Here is a 23,412-nt window from a genome sequence, read left to right on the forward strand (position 1 = left end):
TCTGTTTTAGTTAGCTTTAACTAAAAACAGAGGTTTTATCTTACTTCTAAATATACTCAATCTATATTAGTTTTGATGCATATATCTTGTAAAATATTTATCTACTTCATCAATAAAGTCTTGTATTTCCTTATCTGTCAAACTTGGCTGTGCTTTAAGCTTATTCATCAATTCTGTATTAATTTGCTCTGAAATGCATATATGAGTGGTCCCTTGTGTTAATCTTTTATTTATGCCAACCTGTGATAGGGTGACTCCTTTCTTAGGTGGAATTATAACTTCAACATCAAATACATATGGCCATCTACCAGAAGTTATAATTAAATCTGAAATTACTTTTACCATTGCGACAACTTTTTTACATGGTGTGGTCAAATATATATAACAAAGTTGTCCTTTTCTAACTTGGGAAGCTAATTTATATCTGTTACTTGGAAAGCCTATCCTAGGATTAGATAAATACTTAAAGAAATCTGGATATAATGTCTTTATAAAAGGATCTGTTAAATAACCTTTTGCAATTAAGTTATCATGCACCGCTTTTGCGTTTTCTACTGTACACCCCATTAAAGTTGCTGCACCACTTAATGAGTTATTATCTCTATAAACTAGTTCTGCCAATTGTTCTTCCCTATCAGTAAATTCAGTTGTTACATTATCCTCATAATGTCCATTTCTTATTAACCAATTAATATATCTTCTTGTGGTTTGAATTGAAACTCCTAATATTTTAGCTATTTCAGATTGACTTTTCCCCTCATTTAATAACTCTAGAGTTTTTCTGTAATTTTTATTTTGGGGTAAAGGGGTTTCTCCTTCACTATAGTCAATTTCTTCATTTTCCACTATCACATTTTCATCATCGAATATTTCTTCTATTCTCTCAATTATTCTTCCTTCAGCTATTCGCAGTTCTTGTTGTATAATTTGTTTTATTCTTTCAGCTTTCAAGCAAACTCCTCCTTAAGAAGTAATAGTAATTAATAAAGATAGGTTTACTACCTTACTATATTATATTTACTTCCCACTAAATAATTGACTATACTTTTCCCAAAAAATTCGACATAAAAAGTTGTCTAAATATTTAAATCTATTAATTTTTTTATTTGCTTTTTCACATTTTTCCTTGGTGTATTTAATTCTGATGGTAAATGTAATATTTAAGTATAATAAAACAAAGCTACTGCAAAAATGCAGTAGCTTTATTTCTTTAATATAAGTACTACTTTGTAGGAGCTGGCAATTCATTAATCTTAATTCTAAATAATACGTAGGGCTTTTGTCTTTGATCTTTTCCATAGTTATATCTTGCTTGTCTATGAAGCTGATTAGCTGTAAAATACAAATATTTATCTGTTCCTATTGTAAGCGTATCTGGCCATAATATCCTTGGATCATGAACAATAGTTTTCATGGTTCCATCTGGAGAAATTGTTCTAATACTGTTATTTTCATAATCTCCAGCATATACTGTTCCTTTTGAGCCAGTAATCATTCCATCGGATGCACCCTTCTCCCCTAAATATTTAACTTTAGAAGATAGTTCTGACTCTGTTATGCTTGCATCTCTTAAAAGTTTTGTATCTATAGAATATAAGTTTCTGCTTGCCATTGGGCAGAAATATAAAACTTCTCCATCAGGTGATATGGCAATCCCATCTGATGCTGTTGTTATTCTAGATGTTGAACCATCCTTATTTCTATTAAGTAGTATTTTCCCTTCAACCTTAAGAAGAAAGTTTGGATCACTTGAAGTAGATTCATCACCATTTAATCTTCTAAATGCTTTCCCACTGCTTAAGTCTAGTACAATAATTGCCCCCGGTCCCTTATCTGAAGAATCCGTAATATATGCATATCCTGCATCTCCAACACGATAATCTATTCGAACATCATTTAAATAAGTTGTAGGTAAAACTACGTCCTCTGAAAAAACATAGCTTCTCTTAATCTTATTGGTAGCTAAATCTACACTAACGAGCTTCGCCCCACCTTTTATGGGCTCCTTAAAATTAGGCGATGCTGTATCTAATACCCAAAGAGTTCCCGTGCCATCAGCTACAACACTTTGTACACTTATAAAGCATTTATCTAGATTATTGTAGTCTACCTTATTTGTATTTAAATCTGGATAAGGAACTAACTTATTTTTAACTATCTCCCCTACAGTAAACTTAACATCATCTCCCCATTTAGGGAAGTTTACAAATATACGTCCATTTTCTGAAATTGTAACTCCAGTAGGCATAGCTCCATAAAAAGTAAAGACCTGTTCTAAATCACCAAAATACCTTTCACTAGGTAATTCATTATGTTTCATTCATTTCTCCTTTTTTATTTTTATAATATGCCTCTAGAGTCTCTTTTTGTAACGTATATTATAATTTATTACCAAACAAAAGGAATTAAGCGATAAGGTGTTTTTAAGCAGTATTCCTTATACCCTTTAAGTTCATTTAAAAGTTTTTCTTCTTCATTTTTTATTCTTATTATGGTTATAGGTATTATAAATAGCATAGGTATTAGAGAAAAATATGACCCAAGTGCTAGTGGCATAAATAGTGCCATTCCTATCATTCCTAAATACATAGGGTGACGAACTATTTTATATGGACCTGAGGAAATAACCTGTTGCTCTTCCTCTACTTGTATAACTGTTGATGCGTAGGCATTTTCTTTAAATACGTAAAATATAAAGATATAGGCTGATAAAGCAATAATATTTGATAAAATCACTAGCCACAATGGCTCATTTGACCAATGAAACCTAAAATCAATACCTGGTAAAATAAATCCTAAATAATATACTTTAAAAATTGCTGGAGTTTTCTTACTTTGTTTCTCTTGCTTAACCTTAGTTCTTCTTGATAAAAATTCAGAATTCCTTGATATAAAGTAAAAGGTAATAAAGAATGTTATCAAGGTAAACCCTGACCAAAAGATCCATCCTGGTAAGAATTTTAGTGTGCCTGCTGGAAGAAATAAAATAACCCACATAATAATAGTTAGTACAATTGGAACTATAAATAATTTTGATTTTGATGCGTTTTTATCCAATAATCTTACCTCCCTCATCTATTGTTTGTAATTAAGATACTTTTGTATAAGTTTCTTATGTTTTATTTGGGCTGGGGATAGATATTTATTAGTCATCTCATTTAATAAATTCTCATTTCTATCATCTAACCCTTCCTTCCCATATAACATTTCCTTTAAGAAAGGTTTGCCCTTTATAAATTCCGCGCCTTCCTTAGCTAGCTTTTCTATCTCAGGATCATCTTCAGACATTTCTTTTAATTTTGCTAGACGCTTTCCAAGCTCAAGCGCTTTTTTATGATCTTCTGGATTTTTTTTAAAATATTCTGCTATCTTTCTAAGATTTTCTTTGTAATCTTCTCCCCATTTAAAATCGTCCATAACACCTAAGATATTACGTTGCTGCTTAAACAAAATTGGAGATTCTTTATAAGCTTCAACTTGCTCTGGTTCTAAGGTTTCAACAATGCTTTTAAAGGATTCAGATGCAAAAGCTGGCTCTTCAAGTTCATCAGTTTCTTGGCTTAATAATATTTCTATCTTAGATAATTGTTCATCTATATTCTGCTTTTCTCTTTGGAGCTCTTTTTGAAGAGATTTAAGCACTTCTCTTAAATTTCTATTATTTTCTGTATGCCCTAATATTTCTTTTATTTGTTTTAAATCTAGTCCTAAATTTTTCAAATGCTTTATCATTCTCATACGTTCAAGTTCCTCTGCTCCATATAATCTATAGCCACTCATTGAACGCTTAGGCTCATTTAATAAGCCAATTTTATGATAATATAAAACTGTTTTTAATGTACTTCCAGTTAGTTTAACAAAATCACCTATTAAAATTTTATTATCCATTTTCCCCTCCTTGAGGCTATTATAAACTCCACCCTAAGGGAGGAGTCAAATGAAAAATAAATCATAAAACTTATCATTTTATGATTTATTTTTTAATTATTAAATTCTCTTTTTTCTATATATAGATGGTGACTCCCCCGTGTACTTTCGAAACATTCTTCCAAAATGAGTTATATCATTAAAACCTACTCTATATCCTATTTCTGATATAGGTAATAAGGTATCTTTAAGCATTGTTGACGCCATTTTAACTCTTAATCTAATTAAATATTCTATAACTGACATTCCAACAGATTTAGTAAACTTATCTGCCAAGGTTGTTCTATTAATATGGAATTCTTCCGTTAAATCTTCTATAGAAATTTTTCTTTCATAATTAGTATGCAAATATAAAATAATTTCATTAATATCATCTGCATGCTTTATGGTTTCAGGCTTAGTTATTTGTTCTGCATCTGTATATATATATTGCAATAAAAATAGTATCTCTAAAAAGAAAGATCTACTGCGGCATCTCCAAAAATCATTATTTAACAGCTTTAACTCCTCTTGCAAGGAATCTATTAATTTCCCTATTCTCTTAGCAGTTGCTGGACCTACTTCAAACTGTCCAGATATTAGTTCTTTTCTATCAATAAATGGCTTAAGTGAATAGTAATCCCTATATTCTGATTCAGATATATCTTCTTTAAAGTTTTCCATTCTCTCTAAAGTTAGTACATTATTTACCAAGGAAGGACTAAAATAAATTGCTCTACCGCTTAAATTACTGCTTTTATTAAGCTTAATCTTATCATTAACATTGAAGCAAAAAATTGTAGGGGCTGTAAATATAGTTTTGGTATCATTAACACTTAAAATACCTCCACCTTTTTCAACAAGTATTAATCTAAACATCCTATGATTCTCTGAAGAAAATGGCTCCTTAGTTTCAACATAAACTGGTAGTTTTATTTCCCTTTCCTTATCCACAGTAAATAACTCCATAGAAAAAATCTCCAATCATCTAAAATTTACTTAATATATTCTAGACAATCGGAGAATTTCCTTTTTTTGTATATGGTTTTATTTATTATAGTTTAATATAACTAACTGTTTATCCTTTGAAGCTTTTATTTCTGATTGATTAAAGTTAAAAGTATCTTCCTTTACTACTTTCCAATCTTTCATTTGCTCTACAAAGCTATCTACTTTTGATAATGTTCCAAAGTCAGGAGAAAGTACTTCTGTTTGATAGTGCATAGGTATAACAACCTTAGGATTTAACTGATTAACAACTTTAGCTGCTACCTCAGGATCAATTGTATATAAGCCTCCTACTGGAATCATTAATATATCTACTTTTCCTATACTTTTAAGTTGATCTTTTGTTAATTCATGTCCTAAATCACCTAAATGACATACATTAACCCCATCAACATCATAGGTATATACTGTATTCTCTCCCCTTAAAGCTCCTAATTCTGTATCGTGATAAGTTTTTGTTCCTTTAATTTTTATACCATCAATATTAAACTGTCCACGTTCTCTTACGGCTGTAAAATTACTTTTAATTGCAGCTAAATTATTATGATCAAAGTGATCATGACTAACAGTTGCTATGTCAGCATATAATTCTGGAACCTTGTATCCAATACCATCCGGGAATGGATCTGTTACAACTTTAGTTCCTTTCTCATTAGTGATTGTAAAGCAGGAATGTCCACTCCATTCAATAGAAGCATGCTTTTTCCCTAAATTTTTATTTGTGTCTGCTGCAAATGCTGCTACCCCCATCATTCCTATGGATACAACTAAGCTTAAGAAGAATACACGCCACCTTTTAATACCTTTTTTCATTTTAACCCCTCCATTTGTATAAGCTTCTGCTTATTTATGATTTTATTTTACAAATGGTTTGACTTTTAATACATAGCTTATTTACAAGGATTTTCTGCGTATTATCACTAATTACTAAATACCCAATCTTCGCAGTTCCATATATCCGTTGCAATATCCTTATAAAACTCTGGCTCATGGCATACTAATATTATGCTGCCATCGTATTCTTTTAATGCACGCTTAAGCTCATCCTTTGCATAAATATCTAAGTGATTGGTAGGTTCATCTAAAACTAAGATATTACTAGGTTCATTAATTAACTTACATAATCTAACTTTAGCCTGCTCTCCTCCACTTAATATATTAATAGGGCTATCTATATGCTGCCTTGTAAGCCCACACCTAGCAAGATTAGTTCTTACTTCTGTTTGAGTTAAATCAGGGAAAACATTCCAAACATCATATAATACTGAATTGTTATTGTCTTCTATAAGCTCCTGCTCAAAATACCCTATCTTTTTATAATAACTTAAGTCTATTTCTCCATTTATAGGCTTTTGTAATCCTAGTAAGGTTTTTAAAAGAGTTGTCTTTCCTAAACCATTAGCCCCTATTATTGCAATCTTTTGTCCTCTTTTCATCTTTAGATTTAGAGGTTTACTTAGTGGTTTATTATACCCAATTATTAAATCTCTTGCTTTAAAAATAGTGCTTTCTGGCATATTTGTGCTTTTAAAATTAAACTTTGGTTTTATAATTTCCTTTTTTATTTCTATTCTTTCAATCTTATTAAGCTTTTTCTCCCTTGACTTAGCTTGTTTTGCAGTTGCAGTTCTTACTTTATTCTTTCTTATATAATCTTCAAGCTTTTCTATTTCTGCTTGCTGCTCTTTATATTCAATTAACCTTTGCTCTTTTCTTATATCATAAAGCCTAACAAAATAATCATAGTTTCCTTCGTATCTTGTTAATTCCTTATGCTCAAGGTGATAAACTACATTTACTACACTATTTAAAAAGCTATTATCATGAGATATTAATATAAATGCATTTTGGTAGTTCTTTAAAAAACTTCTAAGCCATTCTATATGCTCTTCATCTAAATGATTTGTTGGCTCGTCTAAAAGTAGAATGTCTGGCTTCTCTAAAAGTAGTTTAGCTAGTAAAACTTTAGTCCTCTGTCCCCCACTTAAGGCTGAAACATCTCTATCTAAAAGTTCTTTAATTCCAAGACCAGCTGAAGTAGCTTGAATCCTTGAATTAATGCTATAAAAATCATTCTTATCTAAAGATTCTTGCATTACTGCAATCCTATTTAAGGCTTTATTCATTTCCTCTTCATTAAGATCCCCAAGCTTACTATATAAATCATTAATTTTATTTTCTATATCATATAAATCTTTAAATGCCTCTTTAAGAAAATTTAATGCAGTAACCCCTTCTTTTAAGTCAACCTGTTGATCCATATATCCAATGCTATATTTACTATTCCAATTAATTTCTCCTTCATCAGCTAAAATTTGATTAGTGATTATTTTCATGAAGGTTGATTTACCCTCGCCGTTAGCTCCAATAAGCCCAATGTGTTCTCCTTTTAATAATCTAAAGGATACTTTTCTAAATAATATTCTGTCTCCAAATGAATGACTCATGTTTTCAATGGTTAGAATACTCATAAGTTATTCACCTCCTTGTGTTCCTATAATAAATGTAACACCTAGGAGGCATGACGGCATAGTTCATAAATAAATCTGTATTATTTATAATCGTTTAACGTCTTATATAAAAATTTAAGGCATACTCTTCACTTCATTAACCGTGAAAAATATGCCTAATAATTTTAATCATATATTTTTTGATTCCTTATTATTCTTCTTATACTTCCTTCTGTTAAAAAATACTCTTCAGCTAAGCTCTTAACAGATATTCCAGCAGAATACTTATTAAAAATCTCCCTATCTCTTTCTTTAAGATAGCTCTTAGTTTCAGTATTTTCTCCCCAGGATCTTTTGTTTTCGTCTTTTCTAGGTATATAGATATATCCGCCATCCATATACTTTTGTATTAATTCAATTATGCCGTGCGGCAGTATATTTTGTGCTTTTTCATATTTCATAATTTCTTCGCCCCTATCAACATTTAGTAAATAAATGAAGATGCAAAGATTCATTAAAACATGAAAAACTCAATATTTTCTTTATATTGGCTCCAAGCAAAAGTTTTTCACATTTTGTTATCTTTGCATGGAGCTTACTACTATTGTTAAATACATGGTATATTCACTTCCTTTTTTAATATTATAATATACCGATTAAACTTAAAATGTCAATTTCATTATAGATCTTTAAGAAATGAAATTATAGCTGCACTCACCTCTTCAGGTCTTTCTTGCTGCGCCCAATGCCCACAATTTTCAATATAAATAGTCCTTTGAAGATTTGGTACAAAACTTTTCATTCCTGAAATTATTTGATCCATTCCTGGAATACTTAACCCAACATCACGCTTTCCTACCATAAATAGAGCTGGAATAGTTACTTTTACTCCACTAAAGCAGCTTAACAATTCTCTATTTCTATCTAAATTACGATAATAATTTAATCCTCCACTAAAGCCTGTTTTCTTAAATGCTTTCTCATAAACTTCTAAGTCTTTTTCACTTAGCCAAGAAGTTATTTTAGGTTCTGGCAATGCTGAAAGTAAACCATGTTCTCTTGATACCATGCTAAATGGATTAGGAGTTCCATCATTATCTTTACGTGGGCCTGCATCTCCCGATGCTGAATAAAATAGATTATGAACTGTAGAAAGTACATCTTTTTCAAATTCTTTTTCAGCAACCCCTGGATCTTGGAAGTAAAGTGTGTAAAATAGTTCCTTCTCGTTCTGTGGAAAAACTGAAGTTGGAGGAACAGGAGGCTGTGGCATCATAGGTACTGTTAATGCAACAATTCCACTAAATCTATCCGGTCTTAGTAAGGCTGCATTCCATGCAAGTGTTGCTCCCCAATCATTACCTACTATTACTGCCTTCTCTTCATTTAATGCATCTAATAATCCAACTATATCTCCTACTAAATGAAGTATTGTATATTGACTTATAGCTTCAGGTTTATCCGTATCTCCAAAACCTCTTAAATCTGGTGCTACTACATGATAACCTGCCTCAGCTAAAACTGGAATCTGATTTCTCCAAGAGTACCATATTTCAGGAAAACCATGAAGTAATACTATAAGTGGTCCTTCTCCTTGCTCTGCTATATGCATTTTAATAACATTCGTTTCTATAATTCTATGTTTTAATTCACTCATTTTCTTCCTCCTAATGTTTGCTTAACACCTGTTGTTCTAAAGATTTCTGCATGCTATGATTATAATGTACTAAAAATAGCACTTCAACCAACAAAAATAGTGAAGTGTTGCCTAATTTAATTTGGAGATGAAAAAAGTATGATATCAAAATCTCAAAGAAATGATAAACGAATAACTAAAACTCACACTCTCATTCAAGAGGCATTTCTTTCACTCGCCAATAAAAAAGCTTTTGAAGATATTACAGTTAAAGATATTTCAGAAAAAGCTTCAATAAATCGAGCTACTTTTTATGCTCATTTTGAAGATAAATATGATTTATTAGATTCTTTTATATCTGATAAATTCATGACAATTGTAGCTAGTAGAATAAGTTCTGAGGCAAAGTTAACCGAAGAAACCTTACGTGATTTAATCTTCATTATGTATGATTATCACAAGACTGTAGGAACTAGCTATACAAGATTATATAAATCTGCAAGTGTACTAATTGACATTAAGGTTCAGCTTAAATTACAAGATATTGTATTAAATATGCTTACTAATATCAAACCCTTTTCTAAGGATGACAATGATAAATTAGAATTGATAACTGTTATGATTAGCAGTGGAATATACTGTGCAACCAAGCGTTCTCATAGCAAAGGAGATTTGAAAGATGCTTCTACACTAGCTAAAGAGATTCTGCCTTTTATGGTTTCTGGATTAAAAGCAGCTATTGATTAGTTATATTTAAATAAGGCTATGTTTAAGAACAATGTTGAAAATATATAGATTTTTAAGAAAGACGTGAACTTAAAGCTTATCTATGGTTTTATATAAGCATATCCTTCGCTTTGTTTTTTTACAAGTTCTACGACTCCAGCTGGAACAATATTTACAAATTCAATAATGTTATCACTTTTTATATCATATGCCATTAATGCATTGTTACAGGCTATAAATTTTACGCCTTTTTTATTTAAGCTTTCCATAGTATTAACGTCAGCGTTTAACTCTTTGTTAGTTTCATAATACTTAACCGCCTCTGAATTTGCCAAAACCTCAATATAGAACTTCTCATTTGTAACATTTAATAAATTACTAACATTCTTTAACATGAGTTTCCACTTATTAATCTCATCAATATGAAATATAACCTTATATTCTGACATGATAATTCCCTCTCTCTACGATAAATTTGTTTTTTCTCTTATAATAATTACACGTTTTTTTACATATGCGTACTAAATTAAAGTTTCTATATCTATATTATAGCCTATTATATAAATATTGATAAAATTTCAACGCTAATTTAAAACACAACCTTATATAAAGAAAGATTGCCTCACTATGTAAAGTTATTTCTACAGTGAGGCAATCCTTTTTTATTAAACAAAATTATAAGACTTATCCTAAATTATGTAATTGTTCCCAATATGTGCGTGGAAAGCTGATGCTTCTTTACATATAAATAATTATAAGAGTTACTAATGATAAAAAAATAATATACGGAGGTCTTAAGATGAGTGAACTAAATAATACTAATCTACCAGAAGATCCTTATAGTGTTTTCCCTTCAAGCGGGTTTATTCAACTTCTTAATTCTTCAGCTACTAATGATTCTTCACCTGAATTAAACATTTTTCATGAACCACCATATCCTTTTCATAAATGTGGTTGTGGACATGAACCTTGTGGTGCTCCAGGTGAAAGACAGGTTAATAGCACAAATGAAGATATAAATAGAAAACCTCGTGTAACCCAAAGCGAGACAAGCCTAGCAAGGTTTAGAAACTTTATTCTATTTGGTTTCAATGATTCTAATATTCCTAATAATTTTTCAGGTTTTGCATTCTCTAGTGACTGTGGTATTAACTGGACTGATGGCGGCAACCTTCCTCAAAATCCTAATTGGCTAAATGGGGGAGACCCAGTAATAGCAGTAGATTCTCATGGAATATTCTACTATGCTGAGCTTGGTGGATCACCAACTACTGCTGCTGGGGTTATCTTAATTTCAACTGGAGTAGTTAATCCCCAAACTAAAAGAATAACTATGAACACTCCTTTTGTAGCTGGAGAAGGTACCTCACCAACTAACTTTGAAGATAAGGAATGGATGGCTGTAGGCCCTGACCCATTAATGGGTAACTTTGCTCAAGCAATCTACCTTACTTGGACAGATTTTTCTAATAATGGAACAGCTATAAGATTTTCTAAATGGACTACTGGAGTAACTCCAACTGTTCTAATATCAAGTAAAACAATATCTCCAGATAATAATGTGTCTGGTTCATTCCCTGTAATTGGCCCAGACGGTACTATCTATGTATTCTATGAACAAATTACAAGTGGAATAAACAGAGCAATCCGTATGGTTAAATCAACTGATGGTGGAACAACCTTTAGTACTCCTATAACTGTTGCTAATCTTAAAATTGCTGCAAATAATGTTTTAGGCTGCGGCAGACCAGCAATTCAGGTAACTCCTACTAAAACAATTAGATCAAACGAATTCCCTCATGCAGCAATAGGACCAGATGGAACTTTGTATGTTGTTTATAATAGTGGAACTGGCAATACTCTACCTCAACCAGCAATTAATATCTATCTTGCATACAGTAGAGATAAAGGTGCCACATGGGTTGTAAGACAAATAACTGGTAATACTGCTTATGCATTTATGCCTTCAGTTATAGCTGATGATAGAGGTGCTCATATTCAATATAGTCGTTTTAATGGTACTGCAGGCGTTGGAAATGGTAGGTTTGCACTCTTTATGAAAACCTTCAATATTAGGAGAGGCTTAGGTGCTGAAGGAATGGTTAGCACTGTATTCTCTTTGGTTCCAGACACTAATCCTAACTTTGATCCTGGCGTTGCTAATTGCTATATGGGAGACTATAACCAAATTATTAAAGGGGCAGGATGTTCTCTATATCATGGATGGGGAGATAATCGAAACGATATCTATAATGGCAACAACCCAGATGTATTCTTTATTCAAACTGAAAGATAAAATATAATAAGAAAGTACTATTCTCAAACTTGAGAATAGTACTTTCTTTTGTTTAACTAATGAAGTTTCTCATTAATTACATTTAACTTTCTCAATATTAATTAGCAAAATATGTTCATTAAATTGTATAAACAGACGATAAGTTTATTATATTCTCAAAATAACTCGTGACTACAAAAGGGGGAAAATTAAATGTTTTGTAAAATGTGTGGAAGCAAGGTAGATGGTAATTCAAATTTTTGTTCCAACTGTGGGGCTAAGTTAGGAGCATCTAGGCCTCAAAATTCTATTAAAGAAACCCTATCTCAAACTATCGGTGGAAAGCTTATTGGTAATTTCAATGAGGCAGATTTATTTGCTGCAAATCAATTTTTAAAATCCCATAACTTTGGAAAGGTATTTTGGAACTTCAATATGGCTCCAGGGCAAGTTAGGGGTATAACTTTTACTTGTGAAATACTCGAGAATCCTGTTCCTTATGTATTTCAAATGGAAATGATAAGTCCTACTGGCGCTAGAACTTTTGGTGCATTGTTCTCACTTTTAAATGCTTGGAATGCAGATGCAGCCCTTAATGACTGGATTAAACTAAACCCCAATAAAAGGGTTAAAAGCAGCAGAGTTATAACTCATAAAGGAGTGCCTACTCAGCTTTATATTTTGTTTACTGTTTTAAAATAATTTTTCTAAAGCCTCTTAATTAATCTCTTAAGAGGCTTTACTTTTTTAATTAATTAACTAAAAGGAGTAATCACAGCTGTAGACTGTATTTAAAGTCCCTAAATCTGCATTTTGCATTTTAATAGCATCATTCTCAAACACAAAGGTCCATATAACAGGGCTATTAGCACCTATATTTGTATTTCCCATGCCATCAAATTTTGCTTGGGCAATTACTCCACTATGGTTTGATAGCTTAATATTTATATTTCTAACGTCAAATATATTGTGGCTAAACCCATTATAAACATAAGCATCCATATATAGTTTTGAATCCTTGTAATATACGTTCTTAGGACTTATCTGAACGTTATCCACAGCAGTAACCATTGCACCATTCACAAATTTCGATGCTGCTTTAGGTGTACTAGCTTCAGGCTTTGGTTGAGTATCAGTATTTGGTTTTTGTTCAGTGCTTGTTGCAGGTGTTTCTGGTGTTTTGGGTTCAGTGCCTTCTTTTGGTGCTACATCTGTTATCACCCCATCTTTTGTCTCTTTAGTACTATCTGCATTTGCAGATGCTTCCTTTGTATCAGTTTTTGTAGCATTGGTTTTAGCTGAGCTACATCCCACCATAGAAATCATTATTGCACCTATCATTAAAATTAACATTATTCCTTTTTTCATTTTACATTCCTCCATAAATTTATTTATTTTTGTTTATTTCTTTTATAGTTTTAATTACTTCAATACTTAATGCTTCAAGCTTTTCTTCATCAAGCTTTGTACTACTAAAGAAGCAATCTTTAAATATCTTTTCTATATCTCTTTCTGCGTTATAAATAGAATCTATTCTGCATTTCTTAAGAATAAGTTCTGCCTCCAGGTCATATTCATCCTCTAGCCCTGTTAGCTCTACTAAATCCATCAAATCATACTTATATAGCAGCTTGGATACTTTTTTTACATACTTATATTTCAAATTCCATCACCTCAAATTGTTATGACCCTCTTAAAACATGCTGTCATTCATAAAGTTATCAAAATCATTCTGAAACATGTCATTATTAAACTGCTCTTGCATATTCATTTGCTCATTCATGTCATTCATCATCTGCTCATTCTGCCTTATCATATCTTCATTCATTTGCTCCATAAATCTCCTCTGTTCTTCTTGCTGCATCCAATCCATATGATCTTGAAGCAATTGTTCTTGCGCTTCATATCCACTTGAATCACCATCCATTAAAGAACCTATCATATCAAAAAACTTTTTAAACATATTACATCTCTCCTTCAATCTTTACTATGGTTTTATTATAAATACCCTCTTGGACAAAAATTTGCACTTCTGCTATTCTGATAAAATAAAAAAACTCTGTCTATTTTCTAGACAGAGTTTTAGTTTCAATTCTATTTAATTTTTAGAGTGAAGGACTCATTGTTTGGTCCTCCAAAGCAAAAGATTTTAGATATTTTGAATGTTAATGAGTTAGCTGCTTTATAATTACTAAAATAGCACTTAAATTCAGCCTTTTCTCCTGAAACTATCTTATATCCATTAACACCACTTGATAGCATTGTCTGCATATCTAATGGAAACTTTGTACCATCATCTCCCATTACATAAATGTCATATAATGAAATATCAAAATCCTTACCATAATTATTCTGTATTGTTCCCTTTACTACAAGATTATTACCATCAACATTATATGAATTAACTGTTAGCACAGCTTTACCATCAAAAGCTGATGTTTGCGTTCCAACTGTTGCTTCACCATTTGTGTTTGTATTAGCCGGTGCTTGAGTTTGCTTTGAAGTTGTATCACTATTTGTATTAGTAGCTTGATTATTATTAGTACTTGTTGTAGGTGTATCCTGCTTAGTACTTTTGTTAGTGTTTATGTTATCATTTTTCTTACCTAAATTGTAAATTAGTGTTCCTCCTATAGCTAGTGCTATAACCACTACTACTGCCACAACTGGAATTATTACTTTGTTTTTTGATATTGGAGCTTTTTTATTAATCTTCTGATTTGTTTCTACTTTAACTGTATTATTTCTTGCTTGATTCTTATTTAAGTTGCTTTTGTATTCTTCTAAAACTCTAATTAATTCATCTACAGAACTATATCTATTTTCTTTTTTATAATCCATAGCTTTTTCGATAATATTTACTAGAACTTCATTAGTACTTCTTTTAAATCTTAGTTCTCCATTTGAATCGGGATTCATACCTTCAGTTATATAATAAAGCGTTGCACCTAATGAGTAAATATCACTTGTCCTATCGCAAGTTTCGCCTCTTAATTGCTCTGGAGAAGCATAATGAGGAGATGCTGCATATATTTTATTATCTTCTTTATTATTCTCAGCTCTTTCTGAAATACCAAAATCTATTAAATGAATATTTCTTTCATAATCTATCATTATGTTACTTGGCTTTAAATCTTTATATATTATTCCACCCTTAAAGTTATGTAAGTATTTAATAATTTCACAAAGTTCTATTCCTACTTTTATAACTTCTGATTCCTTCATTGGACCCATTTCTTTAATATTTTCTTCTAAGGTTTTTCCTTCAATATAATCCATAACTAAGTAATATGTATGATTATCTTGGATGATGTCATATATTCTTGGTATACCTATATGTCTTAAGGATAGTAGCATGTTCTTCTCATTTGCCACATCTAGCCTATCAATAATTTCATGTTTTATTTCTTTAACTGCAACTGTTAAATCAAGACGTTGATGATGAGCTTTAAACACTCTACAACTTCCCCCTCCTCCAACAAATTCTTGAAGAAGGCATGTCTCACCAATCACTTCCCCTACATTTGCATGTAATTTTTCTGAAGAAGGTTCAATATCATCTTTTTCTAGCATTCCAAGTTTACTTAATAATGTTCCTATTCCCCAATATACGTCTTTAGCTGCCTCATAATTTATAACTTCTTGCAGGGAGGTTTCAGTATTATGAGCTCCCATATTTCTATACCACTTTATTCTTCCCAATTTATACTCTTCATTCTGCTCAATTTTATAACCTTTTTCTTTAAGCTTTCGTACATTTGCTGGAAAATTATTTTGTTCCAATTCATCTTTTAATATATTTTCAATAACATATTCCATAATGCTTATAGCTTCAATAATTAATCCATTATAAGCCCTATTATCTCTATTTGGATTTAACTTTTTATTAAGCGATATCCACTTTCTTGTTACTTCATGCTTATTATTATATCTTTCTAAGGATTGTGCTTTAATTTCTTTGGTAGTTGGTCCCTTATTACTTCTATTCATTTGTCATTCCCCCTGCATAATATTCAAAACTTCGTTTAGCTGACTCTATCATCTCTTCTCTAAGTTCTTTTGGTTCTAATACTATGACTGAACTACCAAAAGATCTAAGCCAGCTTTTAAAACTATTTACCCCTATTATAATATCTTCATAAATAAAATAACCATCATACTCAGTAAGCTTCTTATTAAGCCTGTATTCTAAGTCTCTTTTAACTCTATAGATTACATTTGCTTCTTTCATAAATTTTATTTTAACCTTTATAGATTCCCCTTGCTCCATACCCCATATATTAGCTAAATATTGTTCTATATCAAAACCTTCTAAAGGCACAAAATTATTTTTTGTTTCTTTAATACTAAGAATTCTATCTATTCTATAATTTACAATTGTATTATTGTACTGCCCTACTACATAAAACAGATTTTCAAATTCATAAAATACGATACCTAATGGCTCTATAACAAATTCTTCAACCTTATTATTTCTAGTTTTATATTTTGCACATAAAGCTCTTTTATTTTCAGCTGCAATACTTATTTGAAATAGCTTGTATTTATAATCTTCTATATCATAGGTAGATTTGTTTATAATGCCTAAAAAATCTCCATCTCTTTTTTCACTCTTAGTTAGAATACTCTTATATAAATATTTTTCAAAATAATTGAGATTTAGAACTTTAGTATCCTCAGAGAAGTTTTCTATTGTCCATTTCAAATCCTCATAATTATCTAAGTGAGTTTCATATTCTTCCTCATTTTCTGGAGCTATATCTATTAAATATAACTCTGCATTATACCAAAGATTTTCTAAGTTATCTTTTATAACTTCTAGAGGCATTTTAGTCTTTTCATGGAGCTCTCTTATACTAGCACCCTCTTCACTATTAGCAATTATGGTTAGAAGCTTTAATATATCATTCATTACATTATTCATTTTTAATCTCCCCATAATTTAAAAGTATTTTCTCATAAGTTTTCCTCATAATTTCTTTAAGCTCTACTGGTTCTAGAACTTTACAATATGAACCAAAACTTCTAAGATATCTAGCGAAGTCATATATGCCATATAATTTATCACTATATATAAGCTTGTCTCCATCTTCAATTAGATTGCTGCTTTTTCTATGTTTATGTAGCCTTGTTACTTTTTCCTTTATGTTAAAAGTATTCACAAATTCAACCTTTACTTCATAAAACTCATCTAAGGATGCTCCAAACATTAAATCGAGTTTGTCCAAGGTTTCCTTATGATTAAAAAATTCATTTTCTAAATCAGAAGGAACAATTGATATTATTGTTTTAACATCAATAAAATATAACTTATCTTTTACCAGGCCTATAACATAACTCTTATCTTTTTCCCAATTATATAAAAAGGTAACAACTTGAATACTCTCTGTAAGCTCGCCTATTTTTGAATTATATGAAATTGTTATGGCCTTCTTCCTATAATTCAAGCTTTCAAATTGCCTAATTATATCTTTTGAAATTGCTTCCTCACTATACTTTCTACCAATGCAGTATATGTTATAGCTTGGATCTTCATAGTCTAACTGAGTCACTATTTTATTTTTTAAATTGTTAACTTCCTTATAAAAAGGCATGCTTACTTTATATATTTCACATAGTTCTATAAATTTAAATATATCCTCATCATTAGTAAAATAAAAACTATCTGTCACTATAGAAGTTCTATATTTATTATTTTCATCTAAGTAAATATATCTTTTTTCCTCGCAGCTCTTTATTGCTCTTTCGATAGTTTTTCTGCTAACGCTTTCCTCATCAAATAAACTTTTACTTATATTATCAACTAAACTTTTTCTATCAAAACATCCACTGTTTTCTGAAACAGTAAGCATAATTTTCATCATTCTAAGTTCTTGTTTATTTATAAGATTTCCCTTTAGTTTTTCTTCTTTTATAGCCTTATACCTTTTGTTCATAGGTATAATTTCAATCCCATATTCTCTAAGAAATCCAATATAGCTTTTTACACTTCTATCATTTATTTCAAGCTCTTCTTTAATTTCTTCAACTGTAAGGACTTCTCTTTCATTAAAAAGTGCAATAAGTTTATTAATTCTTCTCTCCTTAATCCCCAATGTTAAGTATTCCCTTTCTTCCATATCATTAACTTAATTAGACCATATTTGACATATTTAATTATACTTACTGACCTAACGATTGTACATAACTTTCAAACTTATTCTTTACTTAATATAAATAAAAAAATGCCAACTCTCTCTAAAATGGATCCTATGTGAAGGACATTTTACTCAAAGATTAGCATTTTTTATTTTTATTATAAAAATCTTTTAGATCTTCTTTTGATTCCAGCAGTAACTCAGCTTTTTTAACACCTTGTATTGCACCTTCTAACGCTAGTAATCTGTGAATACATGCTGATTCATCAATCTCTTGTATTTTAAGCCACGCCTTTTTTGCACCAATATCTTTTAATTCATCATAAGTAAATATACCTATTTCATTTAGCTGTCTTTCAACTTCTTTTCCTATGTTAGGTAATTTTGATAGTTCTCCCATACTGAGGCCTCCCTCTCAAGTTGGAATTTGTTTATATATTATTTCGTAACCAAAACTCTAATTTGTCCAAGTATTCCTTTTCAGTAAAATAGTGTTCAGCTCCATTCAATACTGTTAGATTAACTGAATGTGTATTTTTAAACTCATCTACAATTTCCTTCGGAGTTAACTTATCTTCTGATGGATATAAAATATAGGTTTGACACTTCCACCTATCTACTGGATGTTCCTTAGCGTATATTAAATAATCCCAATATAGAGTTTCTCCCATAGGCGTAGCAATTTCTTTTTCAGCTTTTAACTGCTCCTCAGTTATATTAAACCACTTCATCATATCAAAAATTAATCTCTCCATATTTAACACAGGGCATTGAAATAACGCCTTTTTTATATCCATATCATTATAAGCTAGAAGACTAAAATATACCCCTAAACTACACGCATATAAGTTAACATATTTCCACTTGTTTAATACATACTCTCTTATGCATTTTAAATCTTTTACTGCATTCCATGCCATAATAGGATAATCTTCATTTTTTCTTTCCCCATGCTCTGGCAAATCAAAACTTATTACTTGATATCCTCTTTGTATTGCAAATTCCGCAAAATGTTCAGCATTTTCTTTACGTCCCATTTTTCCATGAACATAAATGTATACTTTATCTGAAGCTGGTCCCCATATTAATACTGGTATTTTATCTATCAATTCTCTCTTTCTCTCTACCATAAGTTCCCCTCTTATTATTCAATTACTTTGGTATTAATATCTCTTCCATTAGCATATCTTTCTAGAAGATCTTTGCCATATTCTAAGTATTCTTCCATATTAGTTTTGCCACTAAAACAGAAAATGCAAATTAATATTTCGCTTACATTATCAGTTATCATAGCTCTCTCTGAATCACTTGTAGGGCTTCCAAAACTACCTAAAGAGTCCGCTAATACAGGAAGGTTTGCAATATTTATGTTTTCTTTACCGATACCTTTATATTGTTCCCCTTCTTTACCTATCACTAGGTTAATTGGGGAATGAAGATTTTTAATATTGTATGAACCAACTGGGAATTTTGATTTTATTGATATTAAATTATTTATATCTACAATATTATTTACCTTATACATTCCTTTTCCCTGAAGTATCCTTCTTAACAATGCTTCAGAAGATAGCCTATATTTACTAGGAACCTTACCTAGTTTTTTATATGTTTCTCTCCCATCTTTAATTCTAGATAAGGAGGCTAAGTCCTCAATTTTTATTTCTTTATTCAATACTTCACAATAATAATTAATTTCCTTCCATAACCCATCATCACTGCTTTGTACATTCACTTGTGCTTCAATGCAGCCTAACTTCACTTCAGGACAAATTTTCTTTAGTTCTTCGCTGATTTTAACCTCTATCATTATATATTCATGCTCCTTCTTCTGGGTTTAATATTGCATATACATAGGTGTCCCAATATATAGGATTCTTGTTCTCATCTTGATGAAAAGAAACATTTTTTCTAAAATGTGCTTCTCGCCTCATTCCAATCTTCTCTAACAGCTTCCAGGAAGGTATATTCTGAGGTGCACATTCTGCATAAATTCGATGAACTCCTTGTTTAAACATATATTCTATTGCGGCTTTGCTAGCATCACTTCCATAGCCCTTATGTTGATAGTTTTCATTTAATACATATCCAAGTTCTCTTGTATTAAAATCCCTCTTTCCTAAATAAATATTTCCAATAACCTTATGCTCTTTTTTTAACTCAATTGCATAGAACTCATCACTTTGTGCTCTGTATTCAATTTCTTTTCTTGCTTTCTCAGAAGTGAAATCTGGATATCCCTCAAATTCAGCCTTAACCCGTTGCAGCATATATTCACATAAATCAGTTTCGTCACTTAGCTCAAAATTGCGTATGATCAAATCCACAGTTTCAATTTTCATTTTTATATTCTCCTTTATTAGTTAATCTAATTTAAATGGTCACCTTGTTTGGTGGCTACCATATTGTTTTCTAATATTAAAAAGCAGCTGTATTACACTTTGATAATATGGTATAAATTCACCACTTTCTATCATCGAAAATATCTCTTCTTTAGAAGCCCATTTAACCTTCTGAACTTCTTCATACTGCAATGATAGTTTACTTAAATCAACCTCTTGTTCTATTAGATAAAAGTCATCAAATCCATCTTCAAAGTTGATAGTAATATGCGGTCTAATATTTTTCAAATCTACTTTAAGTCCAATTTCCTCAAACAATTCTCTTTCAGCTGCAGATTGACTTGTATCGCCTTTTATAGCACTTCCGCCTACTGTTATGTCCCACATATTTGACCAACCTTCTTTGAAGGGTTGTCTTTGTTGAATTAGCATTTCACCCTTAGAATTAAAAATACATATATGCACTACTAAATGATAATCATCTTTTTCAAAAGGTTCTCCACGGACCATAGTTTTATCAGTTTTATTTCGATTAATATCGTATACATCCCAAAGTTCCATATTCACACCTCACTAAATACATATCTTCTAATTATAACATATTTTGTAAATACAATATTGCTTATAGTTCGGTTCACTGTATAAATATAAAGTGTAATGCTAACTTTTTTATTATAATAATTAAAATGCTTCTTTATTTTCTAACTCTAAAACTTTTCTAAGTGCATCATTGGTTCCATTTTCATATATTCCACCATGATAACATATAATTCGTTTAATATCGTAGTTCAAAAATTTCTCAACAGATTTTTTAGCTTCTTTTAGATCTAAGGTATATTGAGGCAATGCAATAGCAAGCTCTCCATTTTCTATAACTAAAGCATCTCCGGTTATTAAAGATTTACTTTCTTTATGATAAATAGATATATGTCCAGGCATATGTCCTGGTGTAGCTATTATTTCAATTCCTGCACACCAATCGAAATAATTTTTATCTTTCAACTTTATATCCACATTACAGCTTTCTATGGATTTAAGCATTTTATGAAAATAATCAGCTTCTACCTTCTCATGTTCTGATAAAAAATCATATATATTTTCCGCTTGTTGTAATCTTAATGATTTTTTACTTCCATCAATATATTGAGCATCTTCTTCAGATGCTAATACTTCTAGTTTAGGATATTTTCTTTTGAATTCTGCTAAAGCCCCCATGTGGTCATAATCGTGATGTGTAATAATTATTTTAGATAATTTTTTTATATTAATATTTTTCGCTAATGCAGTTTCTTCTATTAAGCTTAAAAAGTTAGGGTATCAGCAATCAATTAATATCATTTCATTCTCATCTTCTAATATAACTGGGTATATAGTGCTACTTTGTCCTGAAAAATCAAAAGATATATCTAATACATTTATTTTACTCATTTTAAATCCTCCTAATAAAGTTTCAATTATAAGAAATAGTATCATATTTAGAAATAATATAGTTAGTTCTTATATATTTCTGCATTAATTATGCACCTATATTATCTTCAAATATGTTCACTTTCAACTTCATATACTATTAATTTCATAGTTTGATATAGATTTTAAAAGCAAAGAAAAAAGCACCCATCCGATGAAGAATAGCGCTTCTCTCTTAATTAAATCTCTATTTAAAGTTTTAACCTCAATAATATAATTCTTTATAACTATTTTTCCTTAACAGGAATCCAAATTTCACTATAGTAGTTTTCGTCTCGAATACCTTGTGGATAATCATCCGAATCGGTATACATTTCAATATTATAACCTGCTGCAATTTCATAATCCTTGCAGTTAGGCAACCATTCTGTGAATATTCTCCTGTTCACATCCTGCATAGATTTCTGGATTGGACCCTTGCATGCAAAAACAGCCCATGTGTATTTAGGTATAACCTTTGTAACAAAACCTTTAGGTATTTCTACAGACGGATTATAATTGTCTGCAATCAAATATTCGAACTCATCTGAACCCATACTTTCATCAATGTTTACTCCATACATTCCGCATAGAAAATTCCCTTCTCCTTTTTGAAAATTCTCTGCCCAAAACTGAGGTATTTCTTTAATTGCATTATCATATTTAAATTTTTTAGACAATCCTATGATAGTAAACGAATCTTTCTTAACAATTTTGTAATCCATAATATAACCGCCTTCCAATAAAAATTTGATTTTCAGCGGAGCAAATGATTTAATCATAGCTCCATCTTTTCGAACAGCAGTAGGTGTTACACCATGAAATCTAGTAAAAGCTTTTGTAAAACTATCTGGCGAAGAGTAGCCATATTTAAGCGCAATATCAATGATTTTTTTATCAGTAGAAACAAGCTCACTGCCGGCAAGTGTAAGCTTGCGTTGTCTGATGTACTCCCCCACCGTAAAACCACAAAGCATTGTAAATCCTTTTTGGAAGTAGAAAGGAGACATAAATATTCTTTCTGAAATATCTTTTATTGTGATTTCTTCAATAATATTCTCCTCAATATAGTTTATAGCTTCGCCAATTCCTTCAATCCACTCCATAATCATCACCCCTGTCTGTACATTTATCTTATCTCTTTTCAGGAGATTGTTCCCGACTTTTAATGCTATGTTTTGTCTTGTCTCAAAGATTATCAAATAGCATGTACATTATATTACTACTTGTCTATTACCCAAGTTTGTTCCCAAATTCATTGTACCATATTTTGTAATCATAGTATTATTTATGGTTTTGATATCGATGTTAAAAACAAAGAAAAAAGCACCCATCCTACAAAGTGAAGTGCACCCCAAATGTTAGACATATGATATAATCATATTTAACATTTGGAGGTGTATTTTTTATGAGTAGATATTCTGTTGAATTGAAGATAAAAGCAATTGAAGACTGGAGAAAGCGTGAAATTTCCATAGCAGAAATTATA

The 23,412-nt window shown here is 30.7% G+C and carries 26 protein-coding genes; 3 read left to right on the plus strand and 23 right to left on the minus strand.

The window, feature by feature from the left end; all coding sequences use genetic code 11:
- Positions 1 to 66: 66 nt before the first annotated feature.
- The 9 genes from L1S47_RS12620 to L1S47_RS12660 all read right to left on the minus strand — a co-directional run bounded on the left by L1S47_RS12620 (position 67) and on the right by L1S47_RS12660 (position 9,021).
- On the minus strand, positions 67 to 951 hold the full coding sequence (locus tag L1S47_RS12620) for a winged helix-turn-helix transcriptional regulator (RefSeq protein WP_238883885.1): 885 nt from the start codon (positions 949 to 951) through the stop codon (positions 67 to 69).
- Positions 952 to 1,222: 271 nt separating this feature from the next.
- Positions 1,223 to 2,320, minus strand: coding sequence for a major royal jelly family protein (locus L1S47_RS12625; RefSeq protein WP_238883886.1), 1,098 nt, complete (start codon positions 2,318 to 2,320; stop codon positions 1,223 to 1,225).
- A gap of 68 nt (positions 2,321 to 2,388) precedes the next feature.
- Positions 2,389 to 3,057: an isoprenylcysteine carboxylmethyltransferase family protein gene (locus tag L1S47_RS12630; protein ID WP_306796797.1), complete on the minus strand. Its 669-nt coding sequence runs from the start codon at positions 3,055 to 3,057 to the stop codon at positions 2,389 to 2,391.
- Positions 3,058 to 3,075: 18 nt separating this feature from the next.
- Entirely contained in the window at positions 3,076 to 3,888 is an 813-nt protein-coding gene (locus L1S47_RS12635) for a MerR family transcriptional regulator (RefSeq protein ID WP_238883888.1), read from the minus strand.
- A 99-nt stretch (positions 3,889 to 3,987) separates the two neighbouring features.
- On the minus strand, positions 3,988 to 4,875 hold the full coding sequence (locus L1S47_RS12640; protein WP_238883889.1) for an AraC family transcriptional regulator: 888 nt from the start codon (positions 4,873 to 4,875) through the stop codon (positions 3,988 to 3,990).
- A gap of 78 nt (positions 4,876 to 4,953) precedes the next feature.
- Positions 4,954 to 5,727, minus strand: a complete 774-nt coding sequence (locus tag L1S47_RS12645) for an MBL fold metallo-hydrolase (protein ID WP_238883890.1) — start codon at positions 5,725 to 5,727, stop codon at positions 4,954 to 4,956.
- A gap of 107 nt (positions 5,728 to 5,834) precedes the next feature.
- On the minus strand, positions 5,835 to 7,385 hold the full coding sequence (locus tag L1S47_RS12650) for an ABC-F family ATP-binding cassette domain-containing protein (RefSeq protein WP_238883891.1): 1,551 nt from the start codon (positions 7,383 to 7,385) through the stop codon (positions 5,835 to 5,837).
- A 164-nt stretch (positions 7,386 to 7,549) separates the two neighbouring features.
- Entirely contained in the window at positions 7,550 to 7,825 is a 276-nt protein-coding gene (locus tag L1S47_RS12655; RefSeq protein ID WP_238883892.1) for a CD3324 family protein, read from the minus strand.
- A 218-nt stretch (positions 7,826 to 8,043) separates the two neighbouring features.
- Entirely contained in the window at positions 8,044 to 9,021 is a 978-nt protein-coding gene (locus L1S47_RS12660) for an alpha/beta fold hydrolase (protein WP_238883893.1), read from the minus strand.
- A 138-nt stretch (positions 9,022 to 9,159) separates the two neighbouring features.
- Between L1S47_RS12660 and L1S47_RS12665 the strand changes: the two genes are divergently transcribed.
- Positions 9,160 to 9,747, plus strand: coding sequence for a TetR/AcrR family transcriptional regulator (locus L1S47_RS12665; protein WP_238883894.1), 588 nt, complete (start codon positions 9,160 to 9,162; stop codon positions 9,745 to 9,747).
- An 80-nt stretch (positions 9,748 to 9,827) separates the two neighbouring features.
- On the opposite strand, the gene L1S47_RS12670 is transcribed toward L1S47_RS12665, so the two are convergent.
- A complete protein-coding gene (locus L1S47_RS12670) occupies positions 9,828 to 10,175 on the minus strand; it encodes a DsrE family protein (RefSeq protein WP_238883895.1) in 348 nt (115 codons plus the stop codon).
- A gap of 350 nt (positions 10,176 to 10,525) precedes the next feature.
- Between L1S47_RS12670 and L1S47_RS12675 the strand changes: the two genes are divergently transcribed.
- A complete protein-coding gene (locus tag L1S47_RS12675; RefSeq protein ID WP_238883896.1) occupies positions 10,526 to 12,022 on the plus strand; it encodes a sialidase family protein in 1,497 nt (498 codons plus the stop codon).
- 192 nt (positions 12,023 to 12,214) lie between these two features.
- Positions 12,215 to 12,703 (plus strand): zinc ribbon domain-containing protein, encoded by a 489-nt coding sequence (locus L1S47_RS12680; protein ID WP_238883897.1) that lies wholly within the window; start codon positions 12,215 to 12,217, stop codon positions 12,701 to 12,703.
- A gap of 57 nt (positions 12,704 to 12,760) precedes the next feature.
- Here L1S47_RS12680 and L1S47_RS12685 read toward each other — a convergent pair whose 3' ends face one another.
- From L1S47_RS12685 to L1S47_RS12745, 13 genes are all read right to left on the minus strand, one after another.
- Entirely contained in the window at positions 12,761 to 13,369 is a 609-nt protein-coding gene (locus L1S47_RS12685; RefSeq protein WP_238883898.1) for an SLAP domain-containing protein, read from the minus strand.
- Between the two features lie 19 nt (positions 13,370 to 13,388).
- Positions 13,389 to 13,664, minus strand: coding sequence for a hypothetical protein (locus L1S47_RS12690; protein WP_238883899.1), 276 nt, complete (start codon positions 13,662 to 13,664; stop codon positions 13,389 to 13,391).
- 30 nt (positions 13,665 to 13,694) lie between these two features.
- Entirely contained in the window at positions 13,695 to 13,964 is a 270-nt protein-coding gene (locus L1S47_RS12695; protein WP_238883900.1) for a hypothetical protein, read from the minus strand.
- A 131-nt stretch (positions 13,965 to 14,095) separates the two neighbouring features.
- On the minus strand, positions 14,096 to 15,991 hold the full coding sequence (locus L1S47_RS12700; protein ID WP_238883901.1) for a serine/threonine-protein kinase: 1,896 nt from the start codon (positions 15,989 to 15,991) through the stop codon (positions 14,096 to 14,098).
- Positions 15,984 to 16,925, minus strand: a complete 942-nt coding sequence (locus L1S47_RS12705) for a WYL domain-containing protein (RefSeq protein ID WP_238883902.1) — start codon at positions 16,923 to 16,925, stop codon at positions 15,984 to 15,986. The genes L1S47_RS12700 and L1S47_RS12705 overlap by 8 nt, the downstream gene beginning before the upstream one ends.
- Positions 16,918 to 18,120 (minus strand): WYL domain-containing transcriptional regulator, encoded by a 1,203-nt coding sequence (locus L1S47_RS12710; protein ID WP_238883903.1) that lies wholly within the window; start codon positions 18,118 to 18,120, stop codon positions 16,918 to 16,920. The genes L1S47_RS12705 and L1S47_RS12710 overlap by 8 nt, the downstream gene beginning before the upstream one ends.
- A 157-nt stretch (positions 18,121 to 18,277) precedes the next feature.
- Positions 18,278 to 18,538, minus strand: coding sequence for a TfoX/Sxy family protein (locus L1S47_RS12715; RefSeq protein ID WP_238883904.1), 261 nt, complete (start codon positions 18,536 to 18,538; stop codon positions 18,278 to 18,280).
- Positions 18,539 to 18,569: 31 nt separating this feature from the next.
- Positions 18,570 to 19,268, minus strand: a complete 699-nt coding sequence (locus L1S47_RS12720; RefSeq protein WP_238883905.1) for a carboxylesterase — start codon at positions 19,266 to 19,268, stop codon at positions 18,570 to 18,572.
- A 14-nt stretch (positions 19,269 to 19,282) separates the two neighbouring features.
- Entirely contained in the window at positions 19,283 to 19,945 is a 663-nt protein-coding gene (locus tag L1S47_RS12725) for a B3/4 domain-containing protein (protein ID WP_238883906.1), read from the minus strand.
- Positions 19,946 to 19,952: 7 nt separating this feature from the next.
- Complete coding sequence (locus tag L1S47_RS12730) at positions 19,953 to 20,477, minus strand: GNAT family N-acetyltransferase (protein WP_238883907.1); 525 nt, start codon at positions 20,475 to 20,477, stop codon at positions 19,953 to 19,955.
- Between the two features lie 39 nt (positions 20,478 to 20,516).
- Positions 20,517 to 21,038 (minus strand): NUDIX domain-containing protein, encoded by a 522-nt coding sequence (locus L1S47_RS12735; RefSeq protein ID WP_238883908.1) that lies wholly within the window; start codon positions 21,036 to 21,038, stop codon positions 20,517 to 20,519.
- A gap of 120 nt (positions 21,039 to 21,158) precedes the next feature.
- On the minus strand, positions 21,159 to 21,773 hold the full coding sequence (locus tag L1S47_RS12740) for an MBL fold metallo-hydrolase (RefSeq protein WP_373689079.1): 615 nt from the start codon (positions 21,771 to 21,773) through the stop codon (positions 21,159 to 21,161).
- A gap of 398 nt (positions 21,774 to 22,171) precedes the next feature.
- Positions 22,172 to 23,029 carry an effector binding domain-containing protein gene (locus L1S47_RS12745; RefSeq protein ID WP_238883916.1) on the minus strand — a complete coding sequence of 286 codons (858 nt, stop codon included), beginning with the start codon at positions 23,027 to 23,029 and terminating at the stop codon, positions 22,172 to 22,174.
- Between the last annotated feature and the right edge of the window lie 383 nt (positions 23,030 to 23,412).

The organism is Clostridium sp. YIM B02551 (assembly GCF_022324735.1).
Taxonomy (GTDB): domain Bacteria; phylum Bacillota; class Clostridia; order Clostridiales; family Clostridiaceae; genus Clostridium_T; species Clostridium_T paridis.

Bases quoted from the DNA above. Each gene is read 5' to 3' on its own strand.
- L1S47_RS12655 (WP_238883892.1), bottom strand. From the start codon at position 7,825: ATGAAATATGAAAAAGCACAAAATATACTGCCGCACGGCATAATTGAA.
- L1S47_RS12735 (WP_238883908.1), bottom strand. From the start codon at position 21,038: ATGGAACTTTGGGATGTATACGATATTAATCGAAATAAAACTGATAAA.
- L1S47_RS12715 (WP_238883904.1), bottom strand. From the start codon at position 18,538: ATGGGAGAACTATCAAAATTACCTAACATAGGAAAAGAAGTTGAAAGA.
- L1S47_RS12720 (WP_238883905.1), bottom strand. From the start codon at position 19,268: ATGGTAGAGAGAAAGAGAGAATTGATAGATAAAATACCAGTATTAATA.
- L1S47_RS12705 (WP_238883902.1), bottom strand. From the start codon at position 16,925: ATGAATAATGTAATGAATGATATATTAAAGCTTCTAACCATAATTGCT.
- L1S47_RS12665 (WP_238883894.1), top strand. From the start codon at position 9,160: ATGATATCAAAATCTCAAAGAAATGATAAACGAATAACTAAAACTCAC.
- L1S47_RS12660 (WP_238883893.1), bottom strand. From the start codon at position 9,021: ATGAGTGAATTAAAACATAGAATTATAGAAACGAATGTTATTAAAATG.
- L1S47_RS12650 (WP_238883891.1), bottom strand. From the start codon at position 7,385: ATGAGTATTCTAACCATTGAAAACATGAGTCATTCATTTGGAGACAGA.
- L1S47_RS12640 (WP_238883889.1), bottom strand. From the start codon at position 4,875: ATGGAGTTATTTACTGTGGATAAGGAAAGGGAAATAAAACTACCAGTT.
- L1S47_RS12710 (WP_238883903.1), bottom strand. From the start codon at position 18,120: ATGGAAGAAAGGGAATACTTAACATTGGGGATTAAGGAGAGAAGAATT.
- L1S47_RS12625 (WP_238883886.1), bottom strand. From the start codon at position 2,320: ATGAAACATAATGAATTACCTAGTGAAAGGTATTTTGGTGATTTAGAA.
- L1S47_RS12730 (WP_238883907.1), bottom strand. From the start codon at position 20,477: ATGAAAATTGAAACTGTGGATTTGATCATACGCAATTTTGAGCTAAGT.
- L1S47_RS12670 (WP_238883895.1), bottom strand. From the start codon at position 10,175: ATGTCAGAATATAAGGTTATATTTCATATTGATGAGATTAATAAGTGG.
- L1S47_RS12695 (WP_238883900.1), bottom strand. From the start codon at position 13,964: ATGTTTAAAAAGTTTTTTGATATGATAGGTTCTTTAATGGATGGTGAT.
- L1S47_RS12635 (WP_238883888.1), bottom strand. From the start codon at position 3,888: ATGGATAATAAAATTTTAATAGGTGATTTTGTTAAACTAACTGGAAGT.
- L1S47_RS12725 (WP_238883906.1), bottom strand. From the start codon at position 19,945: ATGATAGAGGTTAAAATCAGCGAAGAACTAAAGAAAATTTGTCCTGAA.
- L1S47_RS12685 (WP_238883898.1), bottom strand. From the start codon at position 13,369: ATGAAAAAAGGAATAATGTTAATTTTAATGATAGGTGCAATAATGATT.
- L1S47_RS12745 (WP_238883916.1), bottom strand. From the start codon at position 23,029: ATGGAGTGGATTGAAGGAATTGGCGAAGCTATAAACTATATTGAGGAG.
- L1S47_RS12645 (WP_238883890.1), bottom strand. From the start codon at position 5,727: ATGAAAAAAGGTATTAAAAGGTGGCGTGTATTCTTCTTAAGCTTAGTT.
- L1S47_RS12700 (WP_238883901.1), bottom strand. From the start codon at position 15,991: ATGAATAGAAGTAATAAGGGACCAACTACCAAAGAAATTAAAGCACAA.
- L1S47_RS12680 (WP_238883897.1), top strand. From the start codon at position 12,215: ATGTTTTGTAAAATGTGTGGAAGCAAGGTAGATGGTAATTCAAATTTT.
- L1S47_RS12675 (WP_238883896.1), top strand. From the start codon at position 10,526: ATGAGTGAACTAAATAATACTAATCTACCAGAAGATCCTTATAGTGTT.